The sequence below is a fragment of the Agromyces luteolus genome (assembly GCF_009729855.1).
Lineage (GTDB): Bacteria > Actinomycetota > Actinomycetes > Actinomycetales > Microbacteriaceae > Agromyces > Agromyces luteolus.
Genome location: NZ_WODA01000024.1, coordinates 1 through 24107, shown reverse-complemented (window position 1 = coordinate 24107; position 24107 = coordinate 1). Strand labels below are relative to the sequence as shown.

Below are 24107 nucleotides of genomic sequence, written 5' to 3'. Positions count from 1 at the left end.
TTGTCTATCCTGCTAACGAGCACCTAACAGGCAAGGTGTTGCAACGACCGGCAGAAAGCGCCCAGCATCCGCCCCGCCTGCCGTTCGGCCCGCCCGGCGAGACCCGCCCGGCGCGCCGCGTCAGCTCCCGCTGGACGTGACCTCGGGCGTCACGACATCGTCGGTCGCGGAACGCACCTCGACCTTGCGCGGCTTCGCTCGCTCGGACACCGGGATGATCACGCTCAGCACGCCGTTGTCGTAGTGGGCGCTGATGCCGGTGGTGTCGATGCCCTCGCCGAGGGTGAGCTGACGCAGGAACGACCCGCTCGGCCGCTCGTGCACGAGCCACCGGACGTTCTCGTCGTTGCGCAGCGTGCGCTCGGCGCGGATGGTCATCAGCTGACCGTCGACGTCGATGTCGATCGACCCGGGGTCGACCCCGGGCAGGTCGGCGGACAGGACGTAGTGGTCGCCGTCGCGGTGCAGGTCGATCGGCATCATCCGCGGCCCTCGGCTCGAATCGATCATGCTCGCCGCGAGACGGTCGAGGTCGCGGAACGGGTCCCAGCTCATTGCCATGAGCGTCTCCTCTCGTGAGATCAAGAGTTGAGTCACCTCGGCTCAACTTGTTTCGAGATTAGCACTCACTGGTCGAGAGTGCTAAGACTTCGGACCCGTCGTTCGCCGAGGGCGATCACGGCGGGCGAGCGGATGTCACATCCGGCCGCCCTACGGGGTCGTATGTGTGAAGCCACTCACGAGGAGGCATCCATGCGCACCGCCACCGCGGCGAACGCCGACACCCGGCGACCGCTCCGACCCCATCGCCGCTCCGTGACCGACCGGCTCGGCGAGCGGATGTCGCGCGCCACCGTCTTCGGGCGCCGGCTCGGCGACATCCGCGCCGCCCTCACCCGCCGGCCCGTGCCGCAGCACTGGACGAACCTGTTCGGCGTGGTGACCGTCGCCTGCATCGTGGTGCTCACGGTCACGGGCATCCTGCTCATGTTCTGGTACACGCCGTCGAGTGCGACCACCACGTACGACGGCGCGTACGCGCCGTTGCGCGGCGCCGAGGTCTCGCACGCGTTCGCCTCGACCATGCGGATCACCTTCGAGATCCCGGGCGGGCTGCTCGTCCGGCAGGCCCACCACTGGGCCGGTCTGCTGCTGCCGGCGGCCATCATCATGCAACTGCTGACGACGTTCTTCACGGGCGCGTTCCGGAAGCCGCGCCGCGGCATGTGGGTCCTGCTGTTCCTGATCTTCGTGGCGGCCCTGGCCGGCGGATGGAGCGGCTACGCGCTGCCCGACGACCTGCTCTCGGGCACCGGCCTCCGCATCACCGAGGGCATCGCGCTCGGCATCCCGGTCGTCGGCACGTGGCTGGCGTCGCTGCTGTTCGGCGGGTCGTTCCCGGGCGAGGTCATCGCGCACCTCTACCCGCTGCACGTCGCGATCGCGCCGGCGGCGCTGGTCGCGCTCGTCGCGCTGCGCGCGCTCGCGGCGTGGCGGGTCGGGCCGGTGCAGTGGCCGGGCGCCGCGGGCGGGCGCGGCTCGGCCGACCCCGGCCTCGCGCGTCGCACCGACGACCCCCACGCCTCGAAAGGTGGGAGAAAGGTATCCCCGGAATACCTTTCTCCCACCTCCGCAGGCGGGACCGTCACCCGGAATCGCATCGTCGGCGTCCCGCTGTGGCCGAACGCGGCGGCGCGCGCCGGCGGGCTGGTCGCGCTCGTAACGGGCGTGATCATCGTGATCTCCGCGACCGTCACGGTGAACCCGATCTGGCTGTACGGCCCGGCCGACCCCGGCAGCGCCGGTGCGGGGAGCCAACCCGACTGGTACACCGGGTTCCTCGACGGGGCGCTGCGGCTCGTGCCATCCGGGTGGGAGATCGTGCTCTTCGACCGGACCTGGACCCTCGCGGTGCTCGCCCCGCTCGCGGTCGTCACGGCCTTCCTCGTGGCGATCCTCGTCTACCCGTTCCTCGAGGCGTGGGCGACGGGCGACCATCGCGAGCACCACCTGCTCGAGCGCCCGCGCACGACGCCGACGCGCACGGGCATCGGCGTCGCCGCGATCGTCTTCTACGGCACCCTGTGGGCGGCCGGCAGTGCCGACCTCATCGCGACGCAGTTCTCGCTGACGTTCGAGGGCGTGATCGCGGCGCTGCAGGCGACGCTCGTGCTCGGCCCCATCATCGGGTTCGCGATCGCGCGCCGCGCCTGCCTCGGCCTGCAGCGCCGCGACCGCGACGCACTGCGCCACGGCTACGAGACCGGGCGGATCGTCCGCCTCCCCGGCGGCGAGTACGTCGAAGTGCACGCGCCGCTCGGCGCGGCCGCGCGGGCGCGCATCGAACGCCCCGAGCCGCCGGTCCTGCTCGTGCTGCGGCCCGACGAGCGCGGCCGGCTCACGCTCGCGCGGCGGGTGCAGTTCCGGCTGTCCCGGTGGTACCTCGCCGACAGCATCGACTCGGAGACCGGCGCCCGGATGGTTCCGGTCGGCGGCGGCGCCCGGCGGCCGTAGCCGGGACGAATTCGCAGGATGAGACGAGTCATGGGTCCCCGACGACCGGTACGACGCGGCTCATCCTGCATACACCCCGCACGACCGGGACTCGCGGCGGCGCGGCTGCGCAAGCGCCCTTCAGAAGAGGCGCCGCTGCGCGACGACCTCGGCGCCCTCGAGTTCGAGCAGCCGTCGCTTGCGGTCGAGCCCGCCCGCGTACCCGGTGAGCGATCCGTCGGCGCCCACCACGCGGTGGCACGGCACGAGGATGCTGATCGGATTCCGCCCGACGGCCCCGCCCACGCGCCGGGCGAGATTCCGGTCGCCGAGGCGGAGCGCGAGCTCGCCGTACGTCACGGTCGACCCGAACGGGATCTCACGCAGCATCCCCCACACCGCGTGCTGGAACTCGTCGCCCGTCGGCGCGAGCGGCAGGTCGAAGCGGATGCGGCGTCCCGCGAGGTACTCGTCGAGCTCGGCGCCGAGTCGGCCGAACAGCGCGTCGCCGCGGGCGTCGACCTCGACGCCGAGCGAGTCGGCAGCGGGCGGATGCCAGTGGCCCGGGAAGTACAGCCCGGCCAGCCCGTCACGGTCGGCGACCACGAGCAGGTCGCCGAGCGACGTGCGGAGCGTGGCGTGGCGGCGGGGCATGCGTCGATTCTCGCGCGTCGCGCGCCGCCCCGGGCCGCCCGGCGCGGCGGGAATCGGACGTGACCGTCGCCGGCGCCGCGCCCGTCCCCCTACTTCACCGTCACCTTCACCGGCTCCGACGCCGACTCGCCGGCCGCGTTCGCAGGACCACCCGGCCGATCACCCCCACACGGCCACCCATGTCGCAGCTCATCCTGTTTTCGCCACCGCGCGCCAGGCGACGCTGGGCTCGGTCGCAGTCGGTTCGCATGGCCAGGTCCATCACGGCCCGGCCTCGGGCGGGATGAGACGGCTCGTCCTGCGAACTCGCTAGCGCTCGGCCGTGCGCCCGCCGCGCTGCGGCGGTGCGGTCGCGTCGACGGATGCCGCGGCATCCGTCTGCGCCCCCACGGACGTGTGGTCGGCCGACCGCAACCACTCGTCGAACGTCGTCGCGCCGCGCAGCGCGTCGGCGTTGCCGCGCAGCATGCCCGACGCCGAGGCCCGGAAGTACGCTCCGGGCAGCGTGAACTCGATGACCGGGCGGCGGACGCCGTCGTGCGCGAACATGCGCCGCACCATCTCGACGAGGCGTTCCTCGCGCGGTCCGGTGAGGTCGCGGGCCCGCCCGGCGGGGCCGGCCTCGGCGAGTTCGACGAGCCTCGCGCCGACCTCGCGCGCCGCGACGGGCCGGTACCGTCCGACCGGGATCGGGGTGAGCAGCCGCCCGAGCGAGAGCCGCGCCGAGACCTGCTCGGCGAACTCGTGGAACTGCGTCGCCCGCAGGATCGTGTACGGCACCGGGCCGGCCTCGACGAGGCGCTCCTGCGCGTGCTTGCCGGCGAAGTACGACGCATCCACCCCGTCGATGCCGACGATCGAGAGCGCGACGTGGTGGCCGACGCCCGCGTCGCGCTCGGCGGCGAGCAGGTGCTCCGTGACCGCGGTGAAGAACGCGCGCGACCGCGTGGTCGAGGTGGTCTGCACGCTCGTCACGTCGATCACGGCGTCGACGCCGTCGAGCGCCGCGGCAAGGCTCGTGCCCCCGGGGCCGCTGCCCCGTTCGAGATCGTGCCCGGCGCTCCGGGTGAGGGCCAGGATGTCGTGACCGCGTGCCTCGGCGGCACGGACGACGTGTCGCCCGACGACGCCGGTCGCCCCGGCGATGGCGATCCTCATCGGGTCACCTCCATCGTGTCGGCGGCATCGGTTCGGGACGGCGAGGCGGCGCCGACAACGCGCGACCGCGCGCGACCCGGGATCAGCAGCACGACGCCGAGCGCGAGCGCGATCGTGAGGGACGTGATCGCCGCGACGTCGTCGGCGGCGTCCTGGTGGCCGAGGTGCGTGACGTGGTAGCCGAGGTGGAGCGCGCCGAAGACCGTCCACGCGAGCCCGAGGGTTCGGAACACCACCGGGCTCCGCCAGACCAGGCCGGCGACGCTCGCGACGCCCAAGCCGAGGTACATGGCGCCGACGTCGCGGATCAGGTGCTCGTTGAACGCCCCATCGGTCGAGATCCAGGTGCCGAGCACGCCGGGGAAGGAGTCGTAGAACGAGCGGGGCGCGAAGAACGCCCACCCGCCGACGAAGAACGCGATGGCCGCGGAGGCAGCGAGTGCAGCCGAGTGGATTCTGCTCATGCCTACTCCGACGAAACGGCGGCGCGAAGTGTGAGGCGTGGCCCGGCATCGACGACGCATCAGCGCCTTCGACGCCGGACCCCGCTTGGGAACCTCGGCCACCGCACGGCTCAGCGTGGCTGCTCCGATCGCGGCGAGAGGTCGTCCGCGACTTCGGGCGCCTCGGACTCGCACACGCCCTCGGGGGCCCGCTCGCGGATCCACGCCGCGGCGTGGCAGACCTCGGTCGACGGCATCTGCACCTTGGCGGACCCCGATCCCGAACCGGATCCGGCCACGGTCTCCGTCACGCCGCATCCCGCGAGCACGGCCACTGCCAGCGCGGCCGGGGCGATGAGGAACGCGCGTCCGTTCATGATCCCTTTCCCTTCTTCCTGCGAGCTCCGACCGGAGCACCGTTGGGGCTCACGGTAGGAACGAGCGCACGGGGCCGCATGACGCAAGCGCGTCATCTTCGGCGGAGATCGGGCATAGTCAATTCGGACCATCGCCACCCGGTCCGAGTCGCACTATCGTGTGCGCCATGGGGGAATGGTCCGCCCCGGCACTCCCGGCGGGCTGGACGATATCGGGGCAGCCGCCGTTCGTCGCTCGACACGATGAGGTCGCAGCCCTCGAGTCGGCGTGGGCGGACGTCCTCGCGGGCGCTGGCCGCGTCGTCCTCGTGAGCGGCGAGCCGGGTTCGGGCAAGTCGCGACTCGTCGCCGAGGTGTGCACGAAGCTCCATGCCGCGGGGGCGACGGTGCTGTTCGGCGCGTGCGCCCTGGAGTTCGGTGCACCGTTCGAGCCGTTCGTCGATCCGCTCCGCGCGCTCGTCGCGGCCGACCGGAGCGAGTCGGATGCCACGGGCCGGGGCGAGACGGATGCCACGAGTCGGGTCGAGACGGATGCCACGAGTCGGTCCGAGTCGTTCGAGCTGCTCGATCGGGTGCTCACGCGCTCGATCCATGATGCGGAGGCACGCGTGGCCGGGCCGGATCGCATGTTCGACGCCGTGCTCGACGTCCTGCAGTCCGCGACCGCCGCGCGTCCGATCGTGCTCGTGCTGGACGACCTGCACTGGGCGGGCCCGGCGGCCGTCCGGCTCCTCGTCCGGGTCGTCGTCGGGATGCAGGCCCATCGCCTCCTGCTCGTCGGGACGTTCCGCAATGCGCCACCAGACCGATCCGGCGTGCTGGTCGACGCGGTCGCGTCGCTGAATCGGCTGAGCGGCGTCGAGCGCATCGAACTCGCCCCGTTCACGACGGAGGAGATCACCGAGTACGTCATGGCGAACGCCGGGCTCACTCCGTCCGGCGCGCGCGATTCGGCCGAGGCCCTGAGCGAGCTCACCGGCGGCAACGCGTTCCTGCTCCGCGAGATGTGGCGTCGCGTGGTCGAGGCCGAGCGCCGCGACGGCGCGCGCATCATCGAACTGCCGGACTCCGTGGGCGACCTGGTGCGATCGCGGCTCGCGACCCTCGAACCCGCGCAGCGCGTCGTGCTCGAGCTCGCCGCGGTGCTCGGCCAGGAGGTCGAGGTGAACGAGCTGGTCGCGCTCGACGAGGCATCCGCCGATCACACCCTCGGTGCGATGGATGCCGCGGTGCGGGCGGGCCTCATCGAGTCACCGCGCGAACCGGGCGACCGCTACCGGTTCCCCCATGCCATCGCCCGCCAGGCGGTGATCGACGCCATGTCGAGCGGTGACCTCCTCCGGACGCACGCGCACATCGCGCAGACGCTCGAGGCCGACTTCCCGACGACCCCGGAGCTGATCCAGCGGCTCGCGCATCACTACTCGGCTGCGCGTGCACTCGGTTTCGGCGACCGAGCGATCACCTACCTCATCCGGGCCGCCGAACTCTCGGAGCACCGGTACGCGTCCGAGGATGCCGGTCGGATGCTGCAACAGGCGGCTGCGATCTCCTCCGACGCCGGCGAGCGGGGCGAGTTGCTGCTCCGGGCCGCCGCGGACTGGGACCTCGCCGCGGACACCGCCCGTGCGCGCCTGCTGTACGAGGAGGTCGCCGAGACCGGGGACGCCCGGCAGCGGCTGCGGGCCGCGATGGGGTACGAGGATGCCTCGTGGCGTCCGGGCCTGCTCGGGCATCGTGCGCGCGACCTCCTGTCGGCCGGCCTGGCCTCCGTTCCCGAGGATCCGGCCGACCCGCTGTACGTGGAGGCGCTCGGATCGTTCGCGCGCGCGACCGCGTTCACGGGGAGTGTCGACGAGGCGGAGCGGATCGGCGATCGCGCCGTCGAGCTCGCGCGCGCGCTCGACCACCCGATGACGCTCGCCTCGGTGCTCAGGTCGACCTCGACGCTCACGCTCCGGCCCCGGGGCATCGCGAAACGGCAGGCCCGTTCGCGCGAGCTGCTGGAGCTGACCCGATCGACCGACAACGAGTGGATGGCCGCCGCGACGCTGCACATCTTCGCGAACTCCTACCTGCTCGGCGAACGCGCCGACCTCGAGGCATCCGCAGTCGCGCTGACCGAGATGAGCCGGAAGTGGGGTGGCCACTGGAACTACTGGGTCGCGTGCCTCCGGTTCGGTCGCGCGCTCATCGCCGGGCGCCTCGACGACGCCGCGGTCGCGTACCGTCAGGCGCAGCGGGATGAGATCGCGTTCCGCGGCGATGCGACGCCGGGTGCGAACGCGGTGCAGGAGTACATGCTGCGTCGCGAGTCGGGTCGGCTGGATCCGATCCGCCGCGTCATCACCGGCGAGGAATCGCCGGTGGAGCACTGGGCACCCGGCCTGCTCGCGCTGTACACCGACCTCGGACTCGAAACACCGACCCGGCGCGTGCTCGACTGGCTGCTCGAGCGGACCGAATCGAGCTCCGCCGATTCGAGCGTGTGGTCCGCCCGGCTCGTCTTCCTGGCCGAGGCGGCGCTCCTGCTGGGCGACGCGGAGGTCGCGCGACGGGTGCACGCGTGGCTCTCCGAGTACGCGGGTCTCAACCTCATGGCGGGCATCTTCCTCGCACCGTTCGGCCCCGCGGACTGCTACCTGGGTGAACTCGAGTCGCTCGTCGGCGCCGGCGATCCGATGCCTCGTTTCGAGTCGGCGCTCGATCTCGCCGAGCGGACCGGCGCTCCGTTGCATGTCGCCCGCACGCTCGCGGCGACGGCCGCGCACCTTCGGCGGGTCGACCCGCGTTCCCGTGAGGCGACGGACTATGCCGCCCGGGCGCGGGCGATCGCAGCGCCCGCCGGGATGGCACGGGTGCTACGGTCGCTCGACTCGGCGGATGCCACCGCGGCCGCCGCCCCGGGAGGGCTCACCTCTCGCGAGCGCGAGGTGATCGGCCTCATCGCCGAGGGCCGCAGCAACCGCGACATCGCCGCCCGGCTGATGATCAGCGAGCACACCGCGGCGAACCACGTTCGCAGCATCCTGACCAAGATCGGCGCGGAGAATCGCACGCAGGCCGCCATGTTCGCGCGCGAGCGCGGGCTCGCGTGACCCCCGACGCCGCGGCTCAGCCGATGGTGGGGGCGAGCTCTCCGCTCGGCATCACTCGCCCGTGCAGTTCGGTGACGACGTCGGCGGGGAGCCCGGCCCGCACCGCGGCGGCGCGGATCGCCTCGATCGACGGCGCCTCGTAGAGGCAGTAGCTCTTGCGGCGATCGATCGAGAGGAACGAGTACACCCAGCGCACGTCCTCCTCGTCGTTGATGAGGTTGATGTCGGGCGCGGCCTCGACCGGCACGACGCCGTCTTCGGCGTAGTTGCGTTCGATGACGAAGTACGGCATCAGTTTCCCCCTCCGATGCGTTCAGGTCACAGGGTACTCCCGACGGGTCCGAGCGGGTCGGGGTCGAACCGGTCGACGCGTCCGATGCGGACACCCGACCCCCTCACCCGTTGACGCCCCGCCGAACCGGGACGAGGCTGACCCCATGGCCGACCCCACCCTCGCGAACTGGCGCCGCGTCGACGACTACCTCGCCGCGACCCTGCTCGACGACGATCCCGCCCTGACCGCCGCCCGCCGCGACTCCCTCGCCGCGGGCCTTCCCGCGATCGAGGTCACCCCGCTCGCGGGAAGGCTCCTCGAGTTGCTCGCCCGCATGACGGGAGCCCGACGGGTGCTCGAGATCGGCACGCTCGGGGGCTATTCGACGATCCACCTGGCCCGAGGCATCCGCCCTGACGGTCTCGTGGTGACGCTCGAGCTCGAGCAGCGGCACGCCGACGTGGCGCGCGCCAACCTCGATCGAGCGGATGTCGCGGGCCGCGTCGAGATCATCGTCGGGCGTGCCGCCGACACGCTGCCGCACCTCGCCGAGCGGCTCGCGGAGCGCGGCCGGGCCGAGCTCGGCCGCGCCGACGACGCCGCCGACCCCTTCGACCTCGTCTTCATCGACGCCGACAAGGAGTCGAACGCGCTCTACCTCGACTGGGCGATCCGGTTGGGGCGCCCGGGCACGGTCATCGTCGTCGACAACATCGGCCGCGCGGGCGAGGTCGCCGACCCGGGCAACGTCGACCCGATGGTGGTCGGCACGCGGCGCGGCCTCGAACTGCTCGGCAGCGACCCGCGGGTGGATGCCACGGCGCTCCAGACCGTCGGCGCGAAGGGATGGGACGGGTTCGCGATCGGGCTCGTGCGATAGCCCGCGGCGCAGGCGCGGCGTGTGCGCGCGTGGCGCGAGCCGCGCGGCCCGCGGCGCGAGTGCGAGTTTGAGTTCGCAGGATGACGCGCCCGATCCATCCACCCACGCCCATGTCGCCCATCTCATCCTGTGAATCGCCCGCCGCCGCGAGCGGCCGGCCACTCCGGGGTGGACACCTTGCACGAACCCGCCGCCGCCCGCCCCGCCCCGCCCTACGCTGGCGGTGGAACCGACCGGGAGGGGTGGTGAGTTCCATGACTGCGACGAAGCAGTGGAGCGTCACCGTCGACATCGACGAGCAAGAAGACAGCACCTGGGCGCACGTCAGCCTGCGCACGCCGTCAGGGCTGGACGTGACCGGCGACGGCCACGCGCAGCGCAATCCGCTCGATCCGAGCGTGCCCGAGATCGGCGACGAGCTCGCCGTGTCGCGCGCGCTGCGCAACCTCGCCGAGCGCATGCTGCACACCGCGGAGAAGGACATCCGCGGCGCGACCGGCCAGCCTGCGCACCTGCACCGGTAGGCGCGAGCGGTCGCCGCCTGCGCCGACTCGGTGGCGGTGACGGATGCCGCGGCGCGCCAGCGCACGCCCGGTCGACTCTGCTCCGATGCAGCGAGTCCGAGCGCGCTGCCGGCCGGCCGAGGGTGTCGCGTTCGCTCATGTGCACGACCGTGCACATGACGGAATCGGCAACGCTCGGCCGGGACGTCGCGAGGCCATTCGGAGCCGCGGGACGGGCGCGACGCCGGGACGAGCCGCGCCCGGGCCCGCCTTGGCTGTCATACGCACGAAACATTCATCGGTTCTCGACGTGATCCGCCGATCAAGGTGACCATTTCCGGCCGGATCGGTTAATTCCAGCGATTCTTTCGCGCCGATTTGGCAAAGCGGCTCCCATGACGTGAGGCAATCTCGATTCACCGGCACCGATCCCGCCGGTCCCATCGCCTCACGACATCGAAAGGGAGTCCACCGTGACCACCAACATCCTCTGGCTCTCCGACCTCGGCCTCGACGACATCGGAAGGGTGGGCGGCAAGAACGCCTCGCTCGGTGAACTCATCCACAACCTCGGCGCCGCCGGCGTGAACGTGCCGGAGGGGTTCGCGACCACGGCCGACGCGTTCCGCACGTTCCTCGCCCAGACCGGGCTCGAGGACCGGATCGCCGCGACGCTCCTCGGCCTCGACAGCTCCGACACGCTCGCGCTGGCTCGCGCCGGCCGCACCATCCGCGAGGACATCATCGCGACCCCACTGCCCGAGCAACTCGAGTCCGAGATCCGCGCCGCGTACGCGACCCTCACCGAGGGCGAGGATCCGGCCGAACCGGTCTCGTGGGCCGTCCGCTCGAGCGCGACCGCGGAGGACCTGCCCGACGCATCCTTCGCCGGCCAGCAGGAGACGTTCCTCAACATCCGCGGCATCGACCAGATCCTCCAGGCCGTGCACGAGGTGTTCGCGTCGCTCTACAACGACCGTGCGATCTCGTACCGCGTGCACCACGGCTTCGCGCACCTCGACGTCGCGCTGTCGGTGGGCATCCAGCGGATGGTGCGGAGCGACCTCGCCTCGTCGGGCGTGATGTTCACCATCGACACCGAGTCGGGGTTCTCGAACGCGGTGCTCATCACGTCGGCGTACGGGCTCGGCGAGGGCGTCGTGCAGGGCGCCGTGAACCCGGACGAGTTCGTCGTCTACAAGCCGGCGCTGAACGCCGGGCGCCCCGCCATCCTGAAGCGGACCGCGGGCGAGAAGGCCACGAAGATGATCTACACGAAGTCGAAGCACGTCGGCCGCACGGTCGAGTTCGTGCCGGTCACGCCCGTCGAGGCGCGACGCTTCAGCCTGAACGACGCCGAGATCGAGGAACTCGCCCGCTACGCGGTCAGCATCGAGGAGCACTACGGCCGCCCCATGGACATCGAGTGGGCGAAGGACGGCATCGACGGCCGCCTCTACATCGTGCAGGCCCGCCCCGAGACCGTCGTCGCCCGCCGCACCGGCCGCACCGAGCGGTTCGTCCTCGGCGAGCGCGGCACGGTCGTCACGGAGGGGCGCGCGATCGGGCACAAGATCGGCGCCGGCCCGGCGCGCGTGCTCTCGTCGATCGAGGACATGCACCAGTTCAACCCCGGCGACGTGCTCGTGGCCGACATGACCGACCCCGATTGGGAGCCGGTGATGAAGATGGCGTCGGCGATCATCACCAACCGCGGCGGCCGCACCTGTCACGCCGCGATCATCGCCCGCGAGCTCGGCGTGCCCGCCGTCGTCGGCACGGGCGACGCGACATCCGCCCTCGTCGACGGACAGCAGGTCACCGTCTCGTGCGGTGAGGGCGAGACCGGGTACGTCTACGAGGGCACGCTCGACTTCTCGATCGAGTACACCGACCTCGGCGACCTGCCCGAGATCCCGACGTCGGTGATGATGAACGTCGGCACGCCCGAGCAGGCGTTCAACTTCGCGCAGACCCCGAACGACGGCATCGGCCTGGCCCGCCTCGAGTTCATCATCAACCGGCAGATCGGCATCCACCCGAAGGCGCTGCTCGACGTCGACGACCAGGCGCCCGAGGTGGCGAAGGAGATCCGCGCGCGCATCGCGCCGTACGCCGGCGCGCGCGACTTCTTCGTCAAGCGCGTCGCCGAGGGCGTCTCGACGCTGGCGGCCGCGTTCGCGCCCGGCCCGGTGATCGTGCGGATGTCGGACTTCAAGTCGAACGAGTACGCCAACCTGGTCGGCGGCGACCGGTACGAGCCCGACGAGGAGAACCCGATGCTCGGGTTCCGCGGGGCGTCGCGCTACGTGTCGCCGGGATTCCGCGAGTGCTTCGACCTCGAGTGCCAGGCGCTGAAGTTCGTGCGCGACGAGATGGGCCTGACGAACGTGAAGATCATGATCCCGTTCGTCCGCACGATCGCCGAGGCCGAGGCCGTGATCGCGGCGCTCGCCGAGAACGGGCTGGTCCGCGGGCAGAACGGCCTGCAGGTCGTGATGATGTGCGAGGTGCCGAGCAACGCAGTGCTCGCGCACGAGTTCCTCAACCACTTCGACGGCTTCTCGATCGGCTCGAACGACCTCACCCAGCTCACGCTGGGCGTCGACCGCGACTCGGCCGAGATGGCCCGCGTCTTCGACGAGCGCGACCCCGCGGTGCTGAAGATCCTGAGCATGGCGATCGAGGCGTGCGTCTCGCGCGGCAAGTACGTCGGCATCTGCGGCCAGGGCCCGAGCGACCACCCCGACTTCGCCGAGTGGCTGTTGTCGCAGGGCATCTCGTCGATCTCGCTCAACCCCGACACGGTCGTCGAGACCTGGCAGAGGCTCGGCCGGATGGAGGCCGCGAAGCGGGAGGCGGCGCTGGTCTGAGGGCTCGGCTGCGCCGGCCTCAGGGCGCAGCGGATGCCGCGGGGCCGCGCGGGCGCACGATCGCCCGCGCGGCCCTGCTCGTCCGCGCCGCCTCGTGAGCGGATGCCACGGGTCGCCGCCTGAACGGCAGACGCCGGCACGGCAGACGCCGGCACGGCAGGCGCCGGCACGGCAGATGCCGGCACGCCGAGCACCGGCACGGCAGACGCCGGCACGGCAGACGCCGGCACGGCGGACGCCTGCGGCGCCCGGGCCTCGACTGCCTTCAGGCCGCCAACCGCCACCCGGACGACCCCTCTCCGCGAAAGGTGGGAGAAAGGTATCCCCGGAATACCTTTCTCCCACCGCTCGAGGCGGGACCCTCATCAGCCATATGTGTACATATTTCTGTACATGTATGCGATAGAATCGGCCAGTGCCATCCGATCCGCTCCACGACCTCTCCGACAGCCCGGTCATGCCGGTCGCCGTGGCGCGCGCCGGCCTTTCGGGTCTGCTCCGCGAGTTCCGAGCTCGTGGCGCGGAAGCGCGCCCGGTCGTCATCGGGTCGCATCGCAAGCCCGAGGCGGTGCTCGTACCGTACGCAGCGCTCGACTCGCTCTCCTCCCCCCGCGAGCGCGCGCCGGAGCCCATGCTCGACGTCCTCCACCGCCGCAAGCCGCTCATCGAGCGACTCGCCCGCGCGAATCGCATCCGCTCCGTGCAGGTGTTCGGCTCGGTGGCGCGCGGCGACGAGACCCCCGAAAGCGACGTCGACCTGCTCGTCGACCCCGACCCCGATGCGTCGCTCTTCGACCTCGCCCAGTTCGAGCTCGACCTCGAGTCGCTGCTCGACCGCCCGGTGGTTGTCGTGTCGCGTCGCGCGCTCGACCCGAAACGCGATCGGGCCGTGCTGGCCGAGGCCGTCGACCAGTGAGGCCGGACGTTCGCATCGACCGCTGGCTGGACGACCTCAGCGCGACGCTCGAGACCGCCTCGACGCTGGTCGCCCGCGGGCACGAAGACTTCGTCCGCGACCCCGCGATCCCCCTTGCGTTCGAGGCTCTGTCGAATCGCGTCGGCGACCTCGCGAAGCGCCTGGTCGCCGCGGACCCGTCACGCTTCAGTGACCCACTCTGGTCGCAGGCCGCGCGCAACCGCGACTTCGTGGTCCACCACGACGACCGCGTCGACGCCGACGCGCTCTGGGTCACCGCGTCGCGCAGCTTCCCCGAGCTGGCCGAGCTCGTCGAGCGCATCCGCGCCTGATCGGCGCGGTGATCGCGGCATCCGTCATCGAATGTCGGCGACGATGTCGATCGACCCGCTCGTCATTCGACGTCTGAAGTGAGGGCGACATCCGCCCCTTCACGAGAGGACAGAGCGATGACCCAGTACTTCCTGACCATTCCCCACGACTCGGCCGACGAGCCGACGATGGAGTCGATGCAGGCCATGGACCCGGCTGAGCTCGCCGCCGTGATGGCCGCGGTCGACGAGTTCAACACCGCGCTCGTGGAGTCGGGCGCGTTCCGGTTCGCCGGCGGCCTGCACCCGCCGTCGACGGCGAAGACCGTGGATGCCTCGGGCGCCGAGCCGCGCGTGCTCGACGAGCCGTTCGAGGCGCCCCTCTACGTGAGCGGCTTCTGGGTGATCGAGGCGGCCGACGAGCCGGCGGCCGTGGAGTGGGCGACTCGCGCATCGCGGGCGCTGCGCACCCCGATCGAGGTGCGGGCGCTGCAGGGCGAACCGGAGGCGTGAGTCCGGCGCATGAGAATCCGGCCGATGTCGCCCTGTGGGCGACCATCCGCAGGATTCTCATGCGGCACCCTCCGCTGAAGTACCTGCTCACCGCCCGAGCGTCTTGAACGCCTTCTCCGCGATCCGGTCCAACTGCTTCGGCGTCAACCGCCCGTCGAACGCCCGCGCCTCGCGCGCGATCGACGCGACCAGCTCCCGCCGCCCGCGCGCCGCGACGTCCCGCCAGTCGGGATCCACCGGCACCGGCCCCTTGCCCGGCACCCAGATGAGCCCCGGCGCATCGTTGATGATCCCGAAGAGGATCAGCGCCCAGTAGACGTAGCGATCATCGATGCGGAAGCGGTCGTTCCACTCGATGCGCTCGAAGATCGCCTTCAGGTCGGGCATGACCCCGATGCGGTCGGTCGCCGGGTCGGCGCTCGGCGTGTTGAGCGACGACGACAGCCAGGTGCGCACGGTGCCCGGCGAGAACGGATTCCCCGAGCGCGCCCGCTGCCAGCTCTGCAGCAGCACTGCGGCGCCCGTGACGATCGGGCTGGCACCGGACGTTCCGCCGAACGACCCGGTGTAGGCCGTGGTCGACGTGCCGGTCCATCCGTCGCCCGTGGTGTCGACGTTCTGGCCCCAGGCGTAGCAGTCGATGCGGCTGCCGTGGTTCGAGAACGACAGCCGCGAGTGCGGTGCGGCGGATGACCCGGCGCCGACCATGATCGCCCCGGAGTCGCGGTAGTCGGCGTCGCCGACCTTCAGCAGGTGCCGGCCGGAGGCATCCGTCCAGTCGTCGAGGTCGTTGTCACCGTTGCCGGCCGCCTCGACGACCACGATGCCGGCGTCGACCGCATCGCGGATGGCGTCGAACACCGCCTGCTCGACCTCCACCGGAAGGTACGTCGTCGACGACCCGGCCGCGGTGGTCTGCGCCTCGAGCAGCAGCACGTCGCCCGGCGACATGGCGTCGGCCGCCGAGATGATGGCCGCCGCGGTGCTGTACGTCGATGACGTGCGGAACTGCGACACCACCCGAGCGGATGCCGCGGGCGCGATGCCCACGCCGCCCTTCGCGTTGTCGACCGCGACGACCTCGCCGAGCACCGCGGTGCCGTGCCCGTGGTACGCCTGGCTCACGCCTGAGATGATCGTGATGCCGGCCGCCGCGAGGTCCTCGTGGTTCAGCGTCCACCCCTGCTCGAGGTCGACGAACCCGATGCCCGTGCCATCCGTCGCACCCCACGCCCACCGCGCGTCGATGCCGTCGGGCGCGGCATCCAGGTACCCCTGGTTCCCGCTGCGCGGGTCGTCGCCCGCGTTCACCGGCGGCGGCCCCGGCGGCGGCGTCGGCCCGCCCTCGACGTAGGCGGTCTCGACGTCGTCGCGCGCGTCGAGTTCCTTCGCGAGCTCGGCAGCGGATGCCTCGTCCCGCACCGTGATCGCCGCATACCCGTCGAACCGGGCCCGCCGCCCCCGCCCGAGCCGCTCCTGCTCGTCGCGCCCGACCATCGGCTCGAGGTACGCCTCCGCACTCACCCGATCCTGGTACTCCGCGATCACGTCCCCGAGGTACGCGAACGCGTCGACCATGTCGCGGCCGACGTCGTCCTCCCGCTCCCCCGCCCGCCGCTCACCCGGACGCTCCTTCAGCGCCCGCTCGCGCCGCGCCGCATCGGTGACCTTCACGACCACCCGCCGCTGCACGTCCGGTGCCTCGACCGGGTCGAGCTCCTTGCCGTCGATCATGCCCATGATCCGCTCCCCTCCGTTCGGGATGGCGGTCGTGCGCGCGCGTGCGCTGGGCGCCGCGCGCGGGCGGCCGGCCGGTTTCGGTGGTTACGTTGGGATCATGCGCCGGGGTGTGGGGCGGATGCATCGGGGTGGGCCCGGATGTCTCCATCGACCTCGAACGGCCCGGCGCCACGGGGATCGCGATTGCATTCCACCGATCACACAGGTTGCGAGATACCGATCATGATCGTTGCGAAATGCCGATCCGAATCGCTGCAAAGTCCGGTACGACGCGTGCGGGTTCGCGCACAGAAACGGAAGTGCGCGATCGATCACATCACCCACCTCACGGCTGCCTGCCATCCTTGATCCCATGCCCCTCGAACGCGACATCCCGAACGTGCTCGCCTCGTTCCGCACGACGTCGCGCGACCTGTATCGCACGGGCCGGGTGAACGAGTACGCGTTCGAGGCCGAGCAGGGCGTGCTGCTGCTGGAGGACATGGCCGACGACTACGGCGCGGCCGGCGTCATCCCGGTGGTCCAGCGGGCGCTCGCGAGCACGTTCCGAGTGCTGATGCGGGCGGACGACTCCAATGGGGTGATCCAGCTCGTGATCGGCGACCTGCTCGCGCTGCACGCGAAGCTCTGCGCCGAGGCGCCGCCGTCGCCCGCGAAGCTCGTGACCTGGATCCAGCAGCAGCAGTTCGGCGAGCTCGGCGAGTACTTCCGCATCGACGCCGTCGACTACGCCGACGCGCTCGGTGAGCGCGGCATCGCCCGGTTCGAGTCGAAGCTGTTCGAACGTCGGGCAGCGCTCGCGCTCCCCTTCGACAGCCGCCCCGATGCCGAATGGACGAACGACGGCGAATGGCATGCGCGGCATGCCGTGCTCCGGAACCTGCAGCGCCTCGCCGTGCTGCACGGCGACGAGGAGGCCATCGTCCGCACGCACGGCGGCGACATGCCGAAGGCGTACTTCCGCTCCGACGCGGCGAAGGCGCTCGCCGAGGCCGGCTTCTCCGCTCGCGCCGCGGTCGTCGCCCACGAGGGTATGACCCTGCCGGGCGGACCGCACCAGCAGCAGCAGTGCGGCGAACTCTGGCGGTCGCTCGTCGCCGACGATCCGGCTCAGGCAGCGGATGCCGCGGCGCAGGTGTTCGAACGCTGGCCCACCGCGGCGAACGCGACCGCGTGGCAGCATGCCGACCCGGCATCCTGGCCCGACCGTCGCGAAAGCGCGATCGAGACGCTGCGGGCACGGCCGCGGGAACTGCTCGCCTACCTGCTCGACACGGGCGACCTGCGCCGAGCGTGGAGCGAGGCGCTTCTGGCCACGGAGGCCGGCACGGGTCGAATCCTCCCCGACCAGTGGGACGAGCTCGTCGACCGGTACCTGACGATCGATCCCGCGGCCGCGCTGCCCGTGATGGCGCAGCTCATCGACGACCGACTCGTGCAGGCGGTCTCACGGGTGTACCCAGGCGCGGTGCGCCGAATGAAGAAGCTCCGGGCCGCCGCGGTGAAGGCCGGCATGCCCGAACTTGCCGACGCACTGCTCGCCGAGTTGCGGGCGAAGTACGCGAGGCGGCCGTCGCTCATCGCGCGGATGGACGCGGCGGGGGTGTGATCGCGACGATGCGCGAATTCTCGGCGCTGCACTGCACCACCGCATAAGTCAGGGTGGATCTGACCGTTATAAGTTATATTGGCATTCAGCGTTCCGACTTATGGAGGACTGCGGATGCGCGCCATCACTCCGAGTGACGCACTCGACCTGATCACCTCCGCAGGCCTGCCCGTCGAGGTGACGACGTTCGACAGTGTGACCATCGCCGAACGGAATGCCCGACTGTACGTGCGGCAGAGCCCGCCCTCCCCTGCCTCCGTCCGGGCCGACGATCGTCATGAGGGCCTGCGCCTCTACGTGGTCCCGCGACTCACCGACGGCCTGCGAAGGCTGGCCGCGGAGGACGAACGAATCGCGATCGCGGCGGTGCGTGACGGGGTCTTCGTGCTCGACGGGAGGGAGTACCGCGCTCCGTCGGATGTCGCCGACTTTTCGTGGCCGCCGACCACGCGGCGGGTCCCGTGGGGCCGTTACGCGCTCCTGCGGGTGCTCGCAAGGACTCGCTCACCCCGAACCCAAACACAGCTCGCCGCGGAGGCGGGTGTGACCCAGGCAGCCGTGTCGCAGTCGCTCCGACAACTCGGCGACCTCGTCGCCCGGAGCTCGGACGGCTGGCACGCACACGACGTGCGCGCCGTGGCCGAAGCCTTCCTCGCGCAGTACCCCGGCCCCCGCGGCATCACGACGAACTGGTACTCACTGGAGCCGGTCGTCGCACAGGCAGGCACGGTCGCCGGATCTGTCGGCGATGCGCCCGTGCTCATCTCCGGCGATGCCGGGGCCGACCTCATCGCGCCCTGGCGAAAGCCGACCCGCGCGATCGTCTACGGCCGAACCGGCCTCGACCTGGTCGCAAGCGGTTTCGCCGAGTCCGACCCCGAACGCGCCACCCTTGAGTACGCCGTACCGGCCGACCCCACGATCTGGGCAACCGCTACGGCGTTCGCGTCGGGCGCCACCCCGCGAACCGTCGATCCGCTCATCTGCGCCCACGACGTGAAGCGCATCGGCGGCCCGGACGCGGACGACGCGGTCGAGCATCTCCTCGAGGCGGTCGAGCGAAACTGGTCCGCAGAATGATCCGGCGCAGCATCGAGACCGTGGCAATCAGCCGGGCGGATGACCTGGCGTTCCGAGCACTGGCGGATGTCTCCACCGCAATCGCGGGCCTGGAAGCGCGGGTCGTCGGCGGCCAGATGGCCGGTCTGCTGACGACGGCGTATCCGACGCCGGACGCCGTCATCCGACAAACCGCCGACGCCGACGCCGCGATTGGGCCCGAGATCGCCGCGAGCGGCACGGTCCACGAGCTACTCTCGGAAGCGGGCTACGTTCCGACGGCAGGCAACTCGTACGAGAAGCTCGGGCAGCGGATCGACCTGCTGATCCCCGCCAGCGGAGGTGCGTTCACCCGACAGGAGGTCGGAGGACGCGGCTTCGACGCCGCCCCGGGCGTGCGTCTCGCGCTCGCCGTCGACCCCATCGAAGCCGACGTTCGGGTGCTCCTCACTGACACATCCTCACTCGAGTTCTCGACGAGACTTCCGCCCGTCGAGATCGCGGTCGTCCTGAAGGCGGCGGCATACGCCAGTCGCGGCGCCGCGAAGGATCTCACCGACGTCCACAACCTGCTCCATATCGCCCACCAGTACGACTCGACCGAGATCGGCGGCTGGCGAATCGCCGTGCCCGCCCTGTCAGGCGCCCGCGGAGACGCGCAGCGCACTCTGCATCGGATCGCCGATACGGCTCGACGGAATCCGTCGTTGGGCGCAGCGCGAGTACGTCCAGAGGTGCTTACGGCGCTCATCCGTGCGCATATCGGCCGACCGGTCGTATGAGCGCAGACGTTGCCCGCGTCAACGTCCGCCATATGCTCGTCCCGTGAACACGGCAGATGAACGCGATGATGCGGCGTCCGCGCAGTTCTCGTTGCTGCCCGACTCCCCGGAAGCGCGCCGCTATCTGGAGCTCATGCACTTCGCCGGCGGACCTCTCCCCAGCGGCCACCGCGCTCACTTTCGCCGCGCGATGCCGAGATGCGGACGACTTCGACATGGCGGGCTTCCTTGTCGATGCGGCCGTCGTCGCCTACTGCCGCGCGTTCGTACCGTCGAAGGTGCGGTCGACGCTCGATCGCCACATCGAGATCCCGAGCGCATTCGCCGATATCCATGAGCGGATCAGGGCCTATCGGAACACCACGGTCGCGCATTCGCAGAGTGAGATGTCGACGACGTGGCCACTGGTGGTGACGACCGCTGAACGCCCCGACCGACGCCGCATCTGGGCACCGACGATCAGTCAGTGGCTGCCGCCCGACGTGACCGACGAGTTCGAGCGACTCGTCCATGCGGTACTCGAGGACGTGGAGGCACTTGCCGAGACGCTGCGACTTCGATTGGAGGACGGACTGAAGGGCGTGGATGTCCTCCCCGCGGTTGGCCCGCTCGACTTCGATCTGGAGCGGAACTTCTCCGCACGAACGACCCGTCGGGCGTACCCGACGCGGCAGAAGATTTTCGTGACGAGGCACATCACCGCGGTCCCGGACGAACCGGATCTGCCGGAGCGGACCGCAGCCGTCGACTGATCATCTCGAGGCAGGTCGGGGACTACGCGAGCAGCTTGAGCTCCCGAAGCCGCGGACCATCCCGCCGCCGCGCCCGCCGATCCCGGTGCATCGCATGCCGCGCATCCATCTGCGCCATCCGCCGCTGCACGACCGTCAGCACCGCCGCGACATGCCGACGGCGATGCTGATCGAGCCGCCCCGCAGCCTCCAGCGCGCCAGCGCGATCAGCGACCGACCGCATGCGCGTGAGCGTGTCGCGACGGAACTCCCGGTATGCGTCATCCGGCCGCGCCGCCAGGCGGTCGAACCGGTCGTCGATGATCGCGAGCCGCAGCTCGAGCGCCTGCACGTCGGCGAGGAACTGCGTGCGATCGATGTGGTCCGCGTGGCTGCCGCCGGCGTGGAGGGCGGCGTGCATCCGTGCGCTGAGGGGTGAGTCCGAGCCCATGTCGGTGCTCCTCGTTGACTCCAGCCGTAGCCGAAGATTCCGACTTTAGGGAGGGCCACCGACATCCGTCCTCGAGGCCGTCGCTGAACGCTCGTGACCACTTGTGGGGGTGATCCCGCAGCAAGCACAGGTCAGGCGCGGTTTCCGTGCGCCCGGTTCGCACCGCCTCGACCGTCGACGCCATCCTCGCGTCGGACCACGTCAGTAACGTCGGTCAGCTGTCGACCCGACGGCGATGCGGACCTGCATTCGACGCATCCGGCACCGCAGCGAAAGCGAACGATCATGACCGACTCGACGACCACCCCGTCCAACGGAGCCCAGCCCGACGCGTCCGAACCGTCCCCCGGCGCGGCGGGCGACGCAACTTCCCCTGCGGAAGCGCCCGACCAGACCGTCACGCCCGCCGGCTGGTACCCCGACGGCAGCGGCGCGCAGCGCTACTTCGACGGCACCGTCTGGACGGAGCACACCGCCCCGCTCGACGCGAGCGCGAGCGCCGGCGCCGCCCCGACCCCGACCCCGACCCCGACCGCCGCGACGACCGCCGACCCCGCAGCCACCCCGTACGGCTCCCAGGCACCGACCGGCCCCACCCCGCCGAACTCCTTCATCGCCACTTGGCTCTTCGCCCTCTTCCTCGGCTTCTTCGCCGTCGACCGGTTCTACCTCGGCAAGATCGGCACCGCCCTCGCGAAGCTGTTCACCCTCGGCGGCCTCGGCGTCTGGGTGCTCGTCGACCTCGTCCTCGTACTCGCCGGCGCCCAGCGCGACAAGCTCGGCCGCCCGCTCGACGGCTACGCCAAGTACCGCACGATGGCGTGGATCGTCACCGGCGTCGTGCTCGTCATCTCGCTCATCGCCAACGGCGTGAACGCCGCGAACCGCGTCGACGACGTCGCGCCGGTCGCCGGCTCCGGCATCGCGGCATCCGATGAGACCGAGACGGATGTCGCGGCCGACGAGCCCGCGCCCGAGCCGGAACCGGCTCCCGAGCCCGAGCAGCCCACGGTCGCGGACTGGGCCGCGGAGACCTTCGGTACGTTCGAGCCCGTCACCCAGTCGGGCGCGGGCGACAGCGTGCTGACCCTCCCGTCCACCGCGGCGATCGTGACCGCGACGCACGACGGCGGCTCGAACTTCGCGCTCACTGTGCTCGATGCCGCGAACCAGTCGACCGGCGAGCTGCTGGTGAACACCATCGGCGGCTACTCGGGCACGACGGTCTACGGCTTCAACTCGTTCTCGGAGCCGAAGAGCCTGCAGATCATGGCCGATGGCAACTGGACGATCACGATCGCGCCCGTGGCATCCGCCCCCGCGCTCGCCGGCTCGGGCAGCGGCGACGCGGTCATGCTCTACGACGGCGACGCCGCGACGCTCACCGCGACGCACCAGGGATCGTCGAACTTCGTCGTGATCGAGGAGACGGGCGAGGCGTTCTCGATGGGGCTGCTCGTCAACGAGATCGGTGCGTACTCCGGCACCGTGCCGCTCAGCTCCGGACCGTCGGTAATCGCGGTGACCGCCGACGGAGGATGGACGCTGAGCTTCGGCTGATCACCGGAGCGCGGCGTGGACGCTCAAACAGCTCGAGCGGATCTGGGCCGACATCATCGAGCTCGCGGAGACCCACATCACGTCGCCGTCGTCGACGCACTTCACCGGCTCGCTCGTGCTTTCGACAGGTCAGATCGGACCGAACGGCACCGAGTTCCTGGTGGTCGACGGCCAGCAGCGCCTCACCACTCTGAGCATTCTCATCGCGGCCATGCGCGATCACTATGCCGAAACCGAGCCCGACGATCTCGCTCAGGTCGCCCGACTCGAGGAGACCTTCCTGGTCGACCGCTTCAAGCAGGGCGACGCGCGCTTGAAACTGCTTCCGACGCAGGCGGACCGGCCCGCATACCGGTCGATCATCGCCGGCACGATCGATCACTCGACACCCTCCGGATTGGTGGAGGCCTATCGGTTCTTCCGGACGAAGCTGCGTCTCGCCGATGATCCCGACGACCCGCACGACATGCCCCGCATCGAGGGCGCAGTGCTGAACGGGCTCGTGTTCGTCGCGATCACCGCCAAGGGCGACGACAACGTCTACCGCATCTTCGAATCCCTCAACAACACCGGGATGAAGCTCACGCAGGGCGACCTGCTCCGCAACTACCTATTCATGCGGGCCGGCGAGCGCGGCGACGAGGTCTACGAGACCTGGTGGCTGCCGATGCAGAAGCTGCTCTCGCCGAGCGACCTCGAAGCGCTGTTCTGGATCGACCTGATCTGGCGCAGCCCCGACTCGAAGGCCGGCGACATCTACTCGGGGCAGGTCGAACGACTTCGGCACCTCGACCAGGAGCAGGTGCTCGATGAAGTCAAGCGGTTCAAACGACTCGCGGAACTCTTCGCGATCTACCGCGACCCTTCGCTCGAGCGGGATGAACGCGTCGCGAGGCAGCTCCGGCGGGTGAAGAGCTGGGGCATCGGCTCGATGGACGTGCTGGTGCTGTTCTGGTTGCGCCTCAGGGACGACGGGGTCATCGACGATGCCGACGTCGCCGATGCGCTCCACGTGATCGAGTCGTTCCTGGTCCGACGGATCATCATCGGAGCGCCCGCGAACTCGCTCCCGAAGATCTTCAACCGGGCGGTCACCGAGCTCGGCGAGACTCCCTCCGTCGACGGGCTCCGCCGATACTTCACGGTCGGTCGGAAGTTCTTCGCGACCGATGCCCAGGTGACCGAAGCCGTCTTGACGAAGCCGTTCTACTACCAGGGCCGTCCGAACCAACGGAAGACGGTGCTCGCCTGGCTGGAAGAGGCCACGCCGATCACGTTCCTCGGCAAAGAACGGGTTGGCAAAGAGTTCGCGGATGTCTCCGCGACGAGCATCGAGCACGTCATGCCGCAGACGCTCAGCCCGACATGGCGGGATTCCATCGCGAGCCAGACCGATGATCGCTCCGTCGACGAGGTGCACGAGGAGCTGCTGCACACGCTGGCGAACCTCACGCTCACGGCGTACAACTCGGAACTCAGCAACCGCCCCTTCGTGGAGAAGCGCGAACTGCTCGAATCGTCCGGCCTGCGGCTGAACCGCGAGATCGCGGCCCGCCAGACGTGGGGACCGGACGCGATTCTCGAACGCGGGCGGGTGCTCGCCGAGCGCATCGTCACGATGAAGCGCCCCGGGATTCGTGGAGGGCCTGATTCCCCGAGAGGATGAGGGTTATGCCGGCACC

General features: G+C 70.7%; 22 protein-coding genes and 1 pseudogene. 15 read left to right on the top strand and 8 right to left on the bottom strand.

Features of this window, described 5'->3' with window-relative positions; genetic code table 11:
* Positions 1-120: 120 nt before the first annotated feature.
* Positions 121-561, bottom strand: a complete 441-nt coding sequence (locus GLX25_RS13640; protein WP_155843020.1) for an Hsp20/alpha crystallin family protein — start codon at positions 559-561, stop codon at positions 121-123.
* Positions 562-753: 192 nt separating this feature from the next.
* Here GLX25_RS13640 and GLX25_RS13635 point away from each other — a divergent pair, with 192 nt between their 5' ends.
* Positions 754-2514: a cytochrome b gene (locus GLX25_RS13635; RefSeq protein ID WP_155843019.1), complete on the top strand. Its 1761-nt coding sequence runs from the start codon at positions 754-756 to the stop codon at positions 2512-2514.
* Between the two features lie 120 nt (positions 2515-2634).
* Here the strand turns inward: GLX25_RS13635 and GLX25_RS13630 are convergent, their stop codons facing one another.
* From GLX25_RS13630 to GLX25_RS13615, 4 genes are all read right to left on the bottom strand, one after another.
* Complete coding sequence (locus tag GLX25_RS13630; RefSeq protein WP_155843018.1) at positions 2635-3147, bottom strand: methylated-DNA--[protein]-cysteine S-methyltransferase; 513 nt, start codon at positions 3145-3147, stop codon at positions 2635-2637.
* Positions 3148-3456: 309 nt separating this feature from the next.
* Positions 3457-4305, bottom strand: a complete 849-nt coding sequence (locus tag GLX25_RS13625; protein WP_155843017.1) for an SDR family oxidoreductase — start codon at positions 4303-4305, stop codon at positions 3457-3459.
* On the bottom strand, positions 4302-4769 hold the full coding sequence (locus GLX25_RS13620; protein WP_155843016.1) for a hypothetical protein: 468 nt from the start codon (positions 4767-4769) through the stop codon (positions 4302-4304). Before GLX25_RS13620 ends, GLX25_RS13625 begins: the two co-directional genes overlap by 4 nt.
* A gap of 110 nt (positions 4770-4879) precedes the next feature.
* On the bottom strand, positions 4880-5125 hold the full coding sequence (locus GLX25_RS13615) for a hypothetical protein (RefSeq protein ID WP_155843015.1): 246 nt from the start codon (positions 5123-5125) through the stop codon (positions 4880-4882).
* A 167-nt stretch (positions 5126-5292) separates the two neighbouring features.
* Here GLX25_RS13615 and GLX25_RS13610 point away from each other — a divergent pair, with 167 nt between their 5' ends.
* Entirely contained in the window at positions 5293-8223 is a 2931-nt protein-coding gene (locus tag GLX25_RS13610) for a helix-turn-helix transcriptional regulator (protein WP_155843014.1), read from the top strand.
* A gap of 16 nt (positions 8224-8239) precedes the next feature.
* Here the strand turns inward: GLX25_RS13610 and GLX25_RS13605 are convergent, their stop codons facing one another.
* Positions 8240-8515, bottom strand: coding sequence for a DUF4242 domain-containing protein (locus GLX25_RS13605; protein ID WP_155843013.1), 276 nt, complete (start codon positions 8513-8515; stop codon positions 8240-8242).
* Between the two features lie 145 nt (positions 8516-8660).
* On the opposite strand from GLX25_RS13605, the gene GLX25_RS13600 reads away from it, so the two are divergent.
* The 6 genes from GLX25_RS13600 to GLX25_RS13575 all read left to right on the top strand — a co-directional run bounded on the left by GLX25_RS13600 (position 8661) and on the right by GLX25_RS13575 (position 14493).
* On the top strand, positions 8661-9377 hold the full coding sequence (locus GLX25_RS13600) for an O-methyltransferase (RefSeq protein ID WP_155843012.1): 717 nt from the start codon (positions 8661-8663) through the stop codon (positions 9375-9377).
* A gap of 254 nt (positions 9378-9631) precedes the next feature.
* Positions 9632-9901, top strand: a complete 270-nt coding sequence (locus GLX25_RS13595) for a DUF1876 domain-containing protein (protein ID WP_155843011.1) — start codon at positions 9632-9634, stop codon at positions 9899-9901.
* A 452-nt stretch (positions 9902-10353) separates the two neighbouring features.
* Entirely contained in the window at positions 10354-12753 is a 2400-nt protein-coding gene (gene ppsA / locus GLX25_RS13590) for a phosphoenolpyruvate synthase (RefSeq protein ID WP_166548811.1), read from the top strand.
* A gap of 415 nt (positions 12754-13168) precedes the next feature.
* A complete protein-coding gene (locus GLX25_RS18925; protein ID WP_271192627.1) occupies positions 13169-13669 on the top strand; it encodes a nucleotidyltransferase domain-containing protein in 501 nt (166 codons plus the stop codon).
* Positions 13666-14001: a HepT-like ribonuclease domain-containing protein gene (locus GLX25_RS13580; protein WP_155843010.1), complete on the top strand. Its 336-nt coding sequence runs from the start codon at positions 13666-13668 to the stop codon at positions 13999-14001. Before GLX25_RS18925 ends, GLX25_RS13580 begins: the two co-directional genes overlap by 4 nt.
* A gap of 117 nt (positions 14002-14118) precedes the next feature.
* Positions 14119-14493 (top strand): YciI family protein, encoded by a 375-nt coding sequence (locus GLX25_RS13575; protein WP_155843009.1) that lies wholly within the window; start codon positions 14119-14121, stop codon positions 14491-14493.
* Positions 14494-14580: 87 nt separating this feature from the next.
* On the opposite strand, the gene GLX25_RS13570 is transcribed toward GLX25_RS13575, so the two are convergent.
* The gene (locus tag GLX25_RS13570; protein ID WP_205719903.1) at positions 14581-16233 is read right to left on the bottom strand and encodes a S8 family peptidase; all 1653 of its coding nucleotides are present in this window, start codon (positions 16231-16233) and stop codon (positions 14581-14583) included.
* 352 nt (positions 16234-16585) lie between these two features.
* Here GLX25_RS13570 and GLX25_RS13565 point away from each other — a divergent pair, with 352 nt between their 5' ends.
* From GLX25_RS13565 to GLX25_RS13550, 4 genes are all read left to right on the top strand, one after another.
* Positions 16586-17842 (top strand): hypothetical protein, encoded by a 1257-nt coding sequence (locus tag GLX25_RS13565; RefSeq protein ID WP_155843008.1) that lies wholly within the window; start codon positions 16586-16588, stop codon positions 17840-17842.
* A 114-nt stretch (positions 17843-17956) separates the two neighbouring features.
* Positions 17957-18922 (top strand): winged helix-turn-helix domain-containing protein, encoded by a 966-nt coding sequence (locus GLX25_RS13560; RefSeq protein WP_155843007.1) that lies wholly within the window; start codon positions 17957-17959, stop codon positions 18920-18922.
* Between the two features lie 20 nt (positions 18923-18942).
* On the top strand, positions 18943-19683 hold the full coding sequence (locus tag GLX25_RS13555) for a hypothetical protein (RefSeq protein ID WP_155843006.1): 741 nt from the start codon (positions 18943-18945) through the stop codon (positions 19681-19683).
* Positions 19684-19898: 215 nt separating this feature from the next.
* Positions 19899-20435 (top strand): hypothetical protein, encoded by a 537-nt coding sequence (locus GLX25_RS13550; RefSeq protein WP_155843005.1) that lies wholly within the window; start codon positions 19899-19901, stop codon positions 20433-20435.
* A 22-nt stretch (positions 20436-20457) separates the two neighbouring features.
* Here GLX25_RS13550 and GLX25_RS13545 read toward each other — a convergent pair whose 3' ends face one another.
* Positions 20458-20835, bottom strand: a complete 378-nt coding sequence (locus GLX25_RS13545; protein WP_155843004.1) for a hypothetical protein — start codon at positions 20833-20835, stop codon at positions 20458-20460.
* Positions 20836-21150: 315 nt separating this feature from the next.
* Here GLX25_RS13545 and GLX25_RS13540 point away from each other — a divergent pair, with 315 nt between their 5' ends.
* The 3 genes and pseudogenes from GLX25_RS13540 to GLX25_RS18915 all read left to right on the top strand — a co-directional run bounded on the left by GLX25_RS13540 (position 21151) and on the right by GLX25_RS18915 (position 24091).
* The gene (locus GLX25_RS13540; protein WP_155843003.1) at positions 21151-22425 is read left to right on the top strand and encodes an NINE protein; all 1275 of its coding nucleotides are present in this window, start codon (positions 21151-21153) and stop codon (positions 22423-22425) included.
* A 16-nt stretch (positions 22426-22441) separates the two neighbouring features.
* Positions 22442-23029 (top strand): annotated as a pseudogene (locus GLX25_RS18920) (DUF262 domain-containing protein); the annotation flags it as partial.
* Positions 23030-23041: 12 nt separating this feature from the next.
* Complete coding sequence (locus GLX25_RS18915; RefSeq protein ID WP_309299158.1) at positions 23042-24091, top strand: HNH endonuclease family protein; 1050 nt, start codon at positions 23042-23044, stop codon at positions 24089-24091.
* Positions 24092-24107: the final 16 nt, after the last annotated feature.

What these genes read in the sequence shown, in the direction of transcription:
- GLX25_RS13545 (WP_155843004.1), bottom strand. Translation starts at nt 20,835, where the DNA reads ATGCACGCCGCCCTCCACGCCGGCGGCAGCCACGCGGACCACATCGAT.
- GLX25_RS13570 (WP_205719903.1), bottom strand. Translation starts at nt 16,233, where the DNA reads ATGGGCATGATCGACGGCAAGGAGCTCGACCCGGTCGAGGCACCGGAC.
- GLX25_RS13620 (WP_155843016.1), bottom strand. Translation starts at nt 4,769, where the DNA reads ATGAGCAGAATCCACTCGGCTGCACTCGCTGCCTCCGCGGCCATCGCG.
- GLX25_RS13640 (WP_155843020.1), bottom strand. Translation starts at nt 561, where the DNA reads ATGGCAATGAGCTGGGACCCGTTCCGCGACCTCGACCGTCTCGCGGCG.
- GLX25_RS13560 (WP_155843007.1), top strand. Translation starts at nt 17,957, where the DNA reads ATGCGCGCCATCACTCCGAGTGACGCACTCGACCTGATCACCTCCGCA.
- GLX25_RS13635 (WP_155843019.1), top strand. Translation starts at nt 754, where the DNA reads ATGCGCACCGCCACCGCGGCGAACGCCGACACCCGGCGACCGCTCCGA.
- GLX25_RS13630 (WP_155843018.1), bottom strand. Translation starts at nt 3,147, where the DNA reads ATGCCCCGCCGCCACGCCACGCTCCGCACGTCGCTCGGCGACCTGCTC.
- GLX25_RS13565 (WP_155843008.1), top strand. Translation starts at nt 16,586, where the DNA reads ATGCCCCTCGAACGCGACATCCCGAACGTGCTCGCCTCGTTCCGCACG.
- GLX25_RS13595 (WP_155843011.1), top strand. Translation starts at nt 9,632, where the DNA reads ATGACTGCGACGAAGCAGTGGAGCGTCACCGTCGACATCGACGAGCAA.
- GLX25_RS13540 (WP_155843003.1), top strand. Translation starts at nt 21,151, where the DNA reads ATGACCGACTCGACGACCACCCCGTCCAACGGAGCCCAGCCCGACGCG.
- GLX25_RS13610 (WP_155843014.1), top strand. Translation starts at nt 5,293, where the DNA reads ATGGGGGAATGGTCCGCCCCGGCACTCCCGGCGGGCTGGACGATATCG.
- GLX25_RS13615 (WP_155843015.1), bottom strand. Translation starts at nt 5,125, where the DNA reads ATGAACGGACGCGCGTTCCTCATCGCCCCGGCCGCGCTGGCAGTGGCC.
- GLX25_RS13575 (WP_155843009.1), top strand. Translation starts at nt 14,119, where the DNA reads ATGACCCAGTACTTCCTGACCATTCCCCACGACTCGGCCGACGAGCCG.
- GLX25_RS13550 (WP_155843005.1), top strand. Translation starts at nt 19,899, where the DNA reads ATGGCGGGCTTCCTTGTCGATGCGGCCGTCGTCGCCTACTGCCGCGCG.
- GLX25_RS18915 (WP_309299158.1), top strand. Translation starts at nt 23,042, where the DNA reads ATGCGGGCCGGCGAGCGCGGCGACGAGGTCTACGAGACCTGGTGGCTG.
- GLX25_RS13625 (WP_155843017.1), bottom strand. Translation starts at nt 4,305, where the DNA reads ATGAGGATCGCCATCGCCGGGGCGACCGGCGTCGTCGGGCGACACGTC.
- GLX25_RS13600 (WP_155843012.1), top strand. Translation starts at nt 8,661, where the DNA reads ATGGCCGACCCCACCCTCGCGAACTGGCGCCGCGTCGACGACTACCTC.
- GLX25_RS13605 (WP_155843013.1), bottom strand. Translation starts at nt 8,515, where the DNA reads ATGCCGTACTTCGTCATCGAACGCAACTACGCCGAAGACGGCGTCGTG.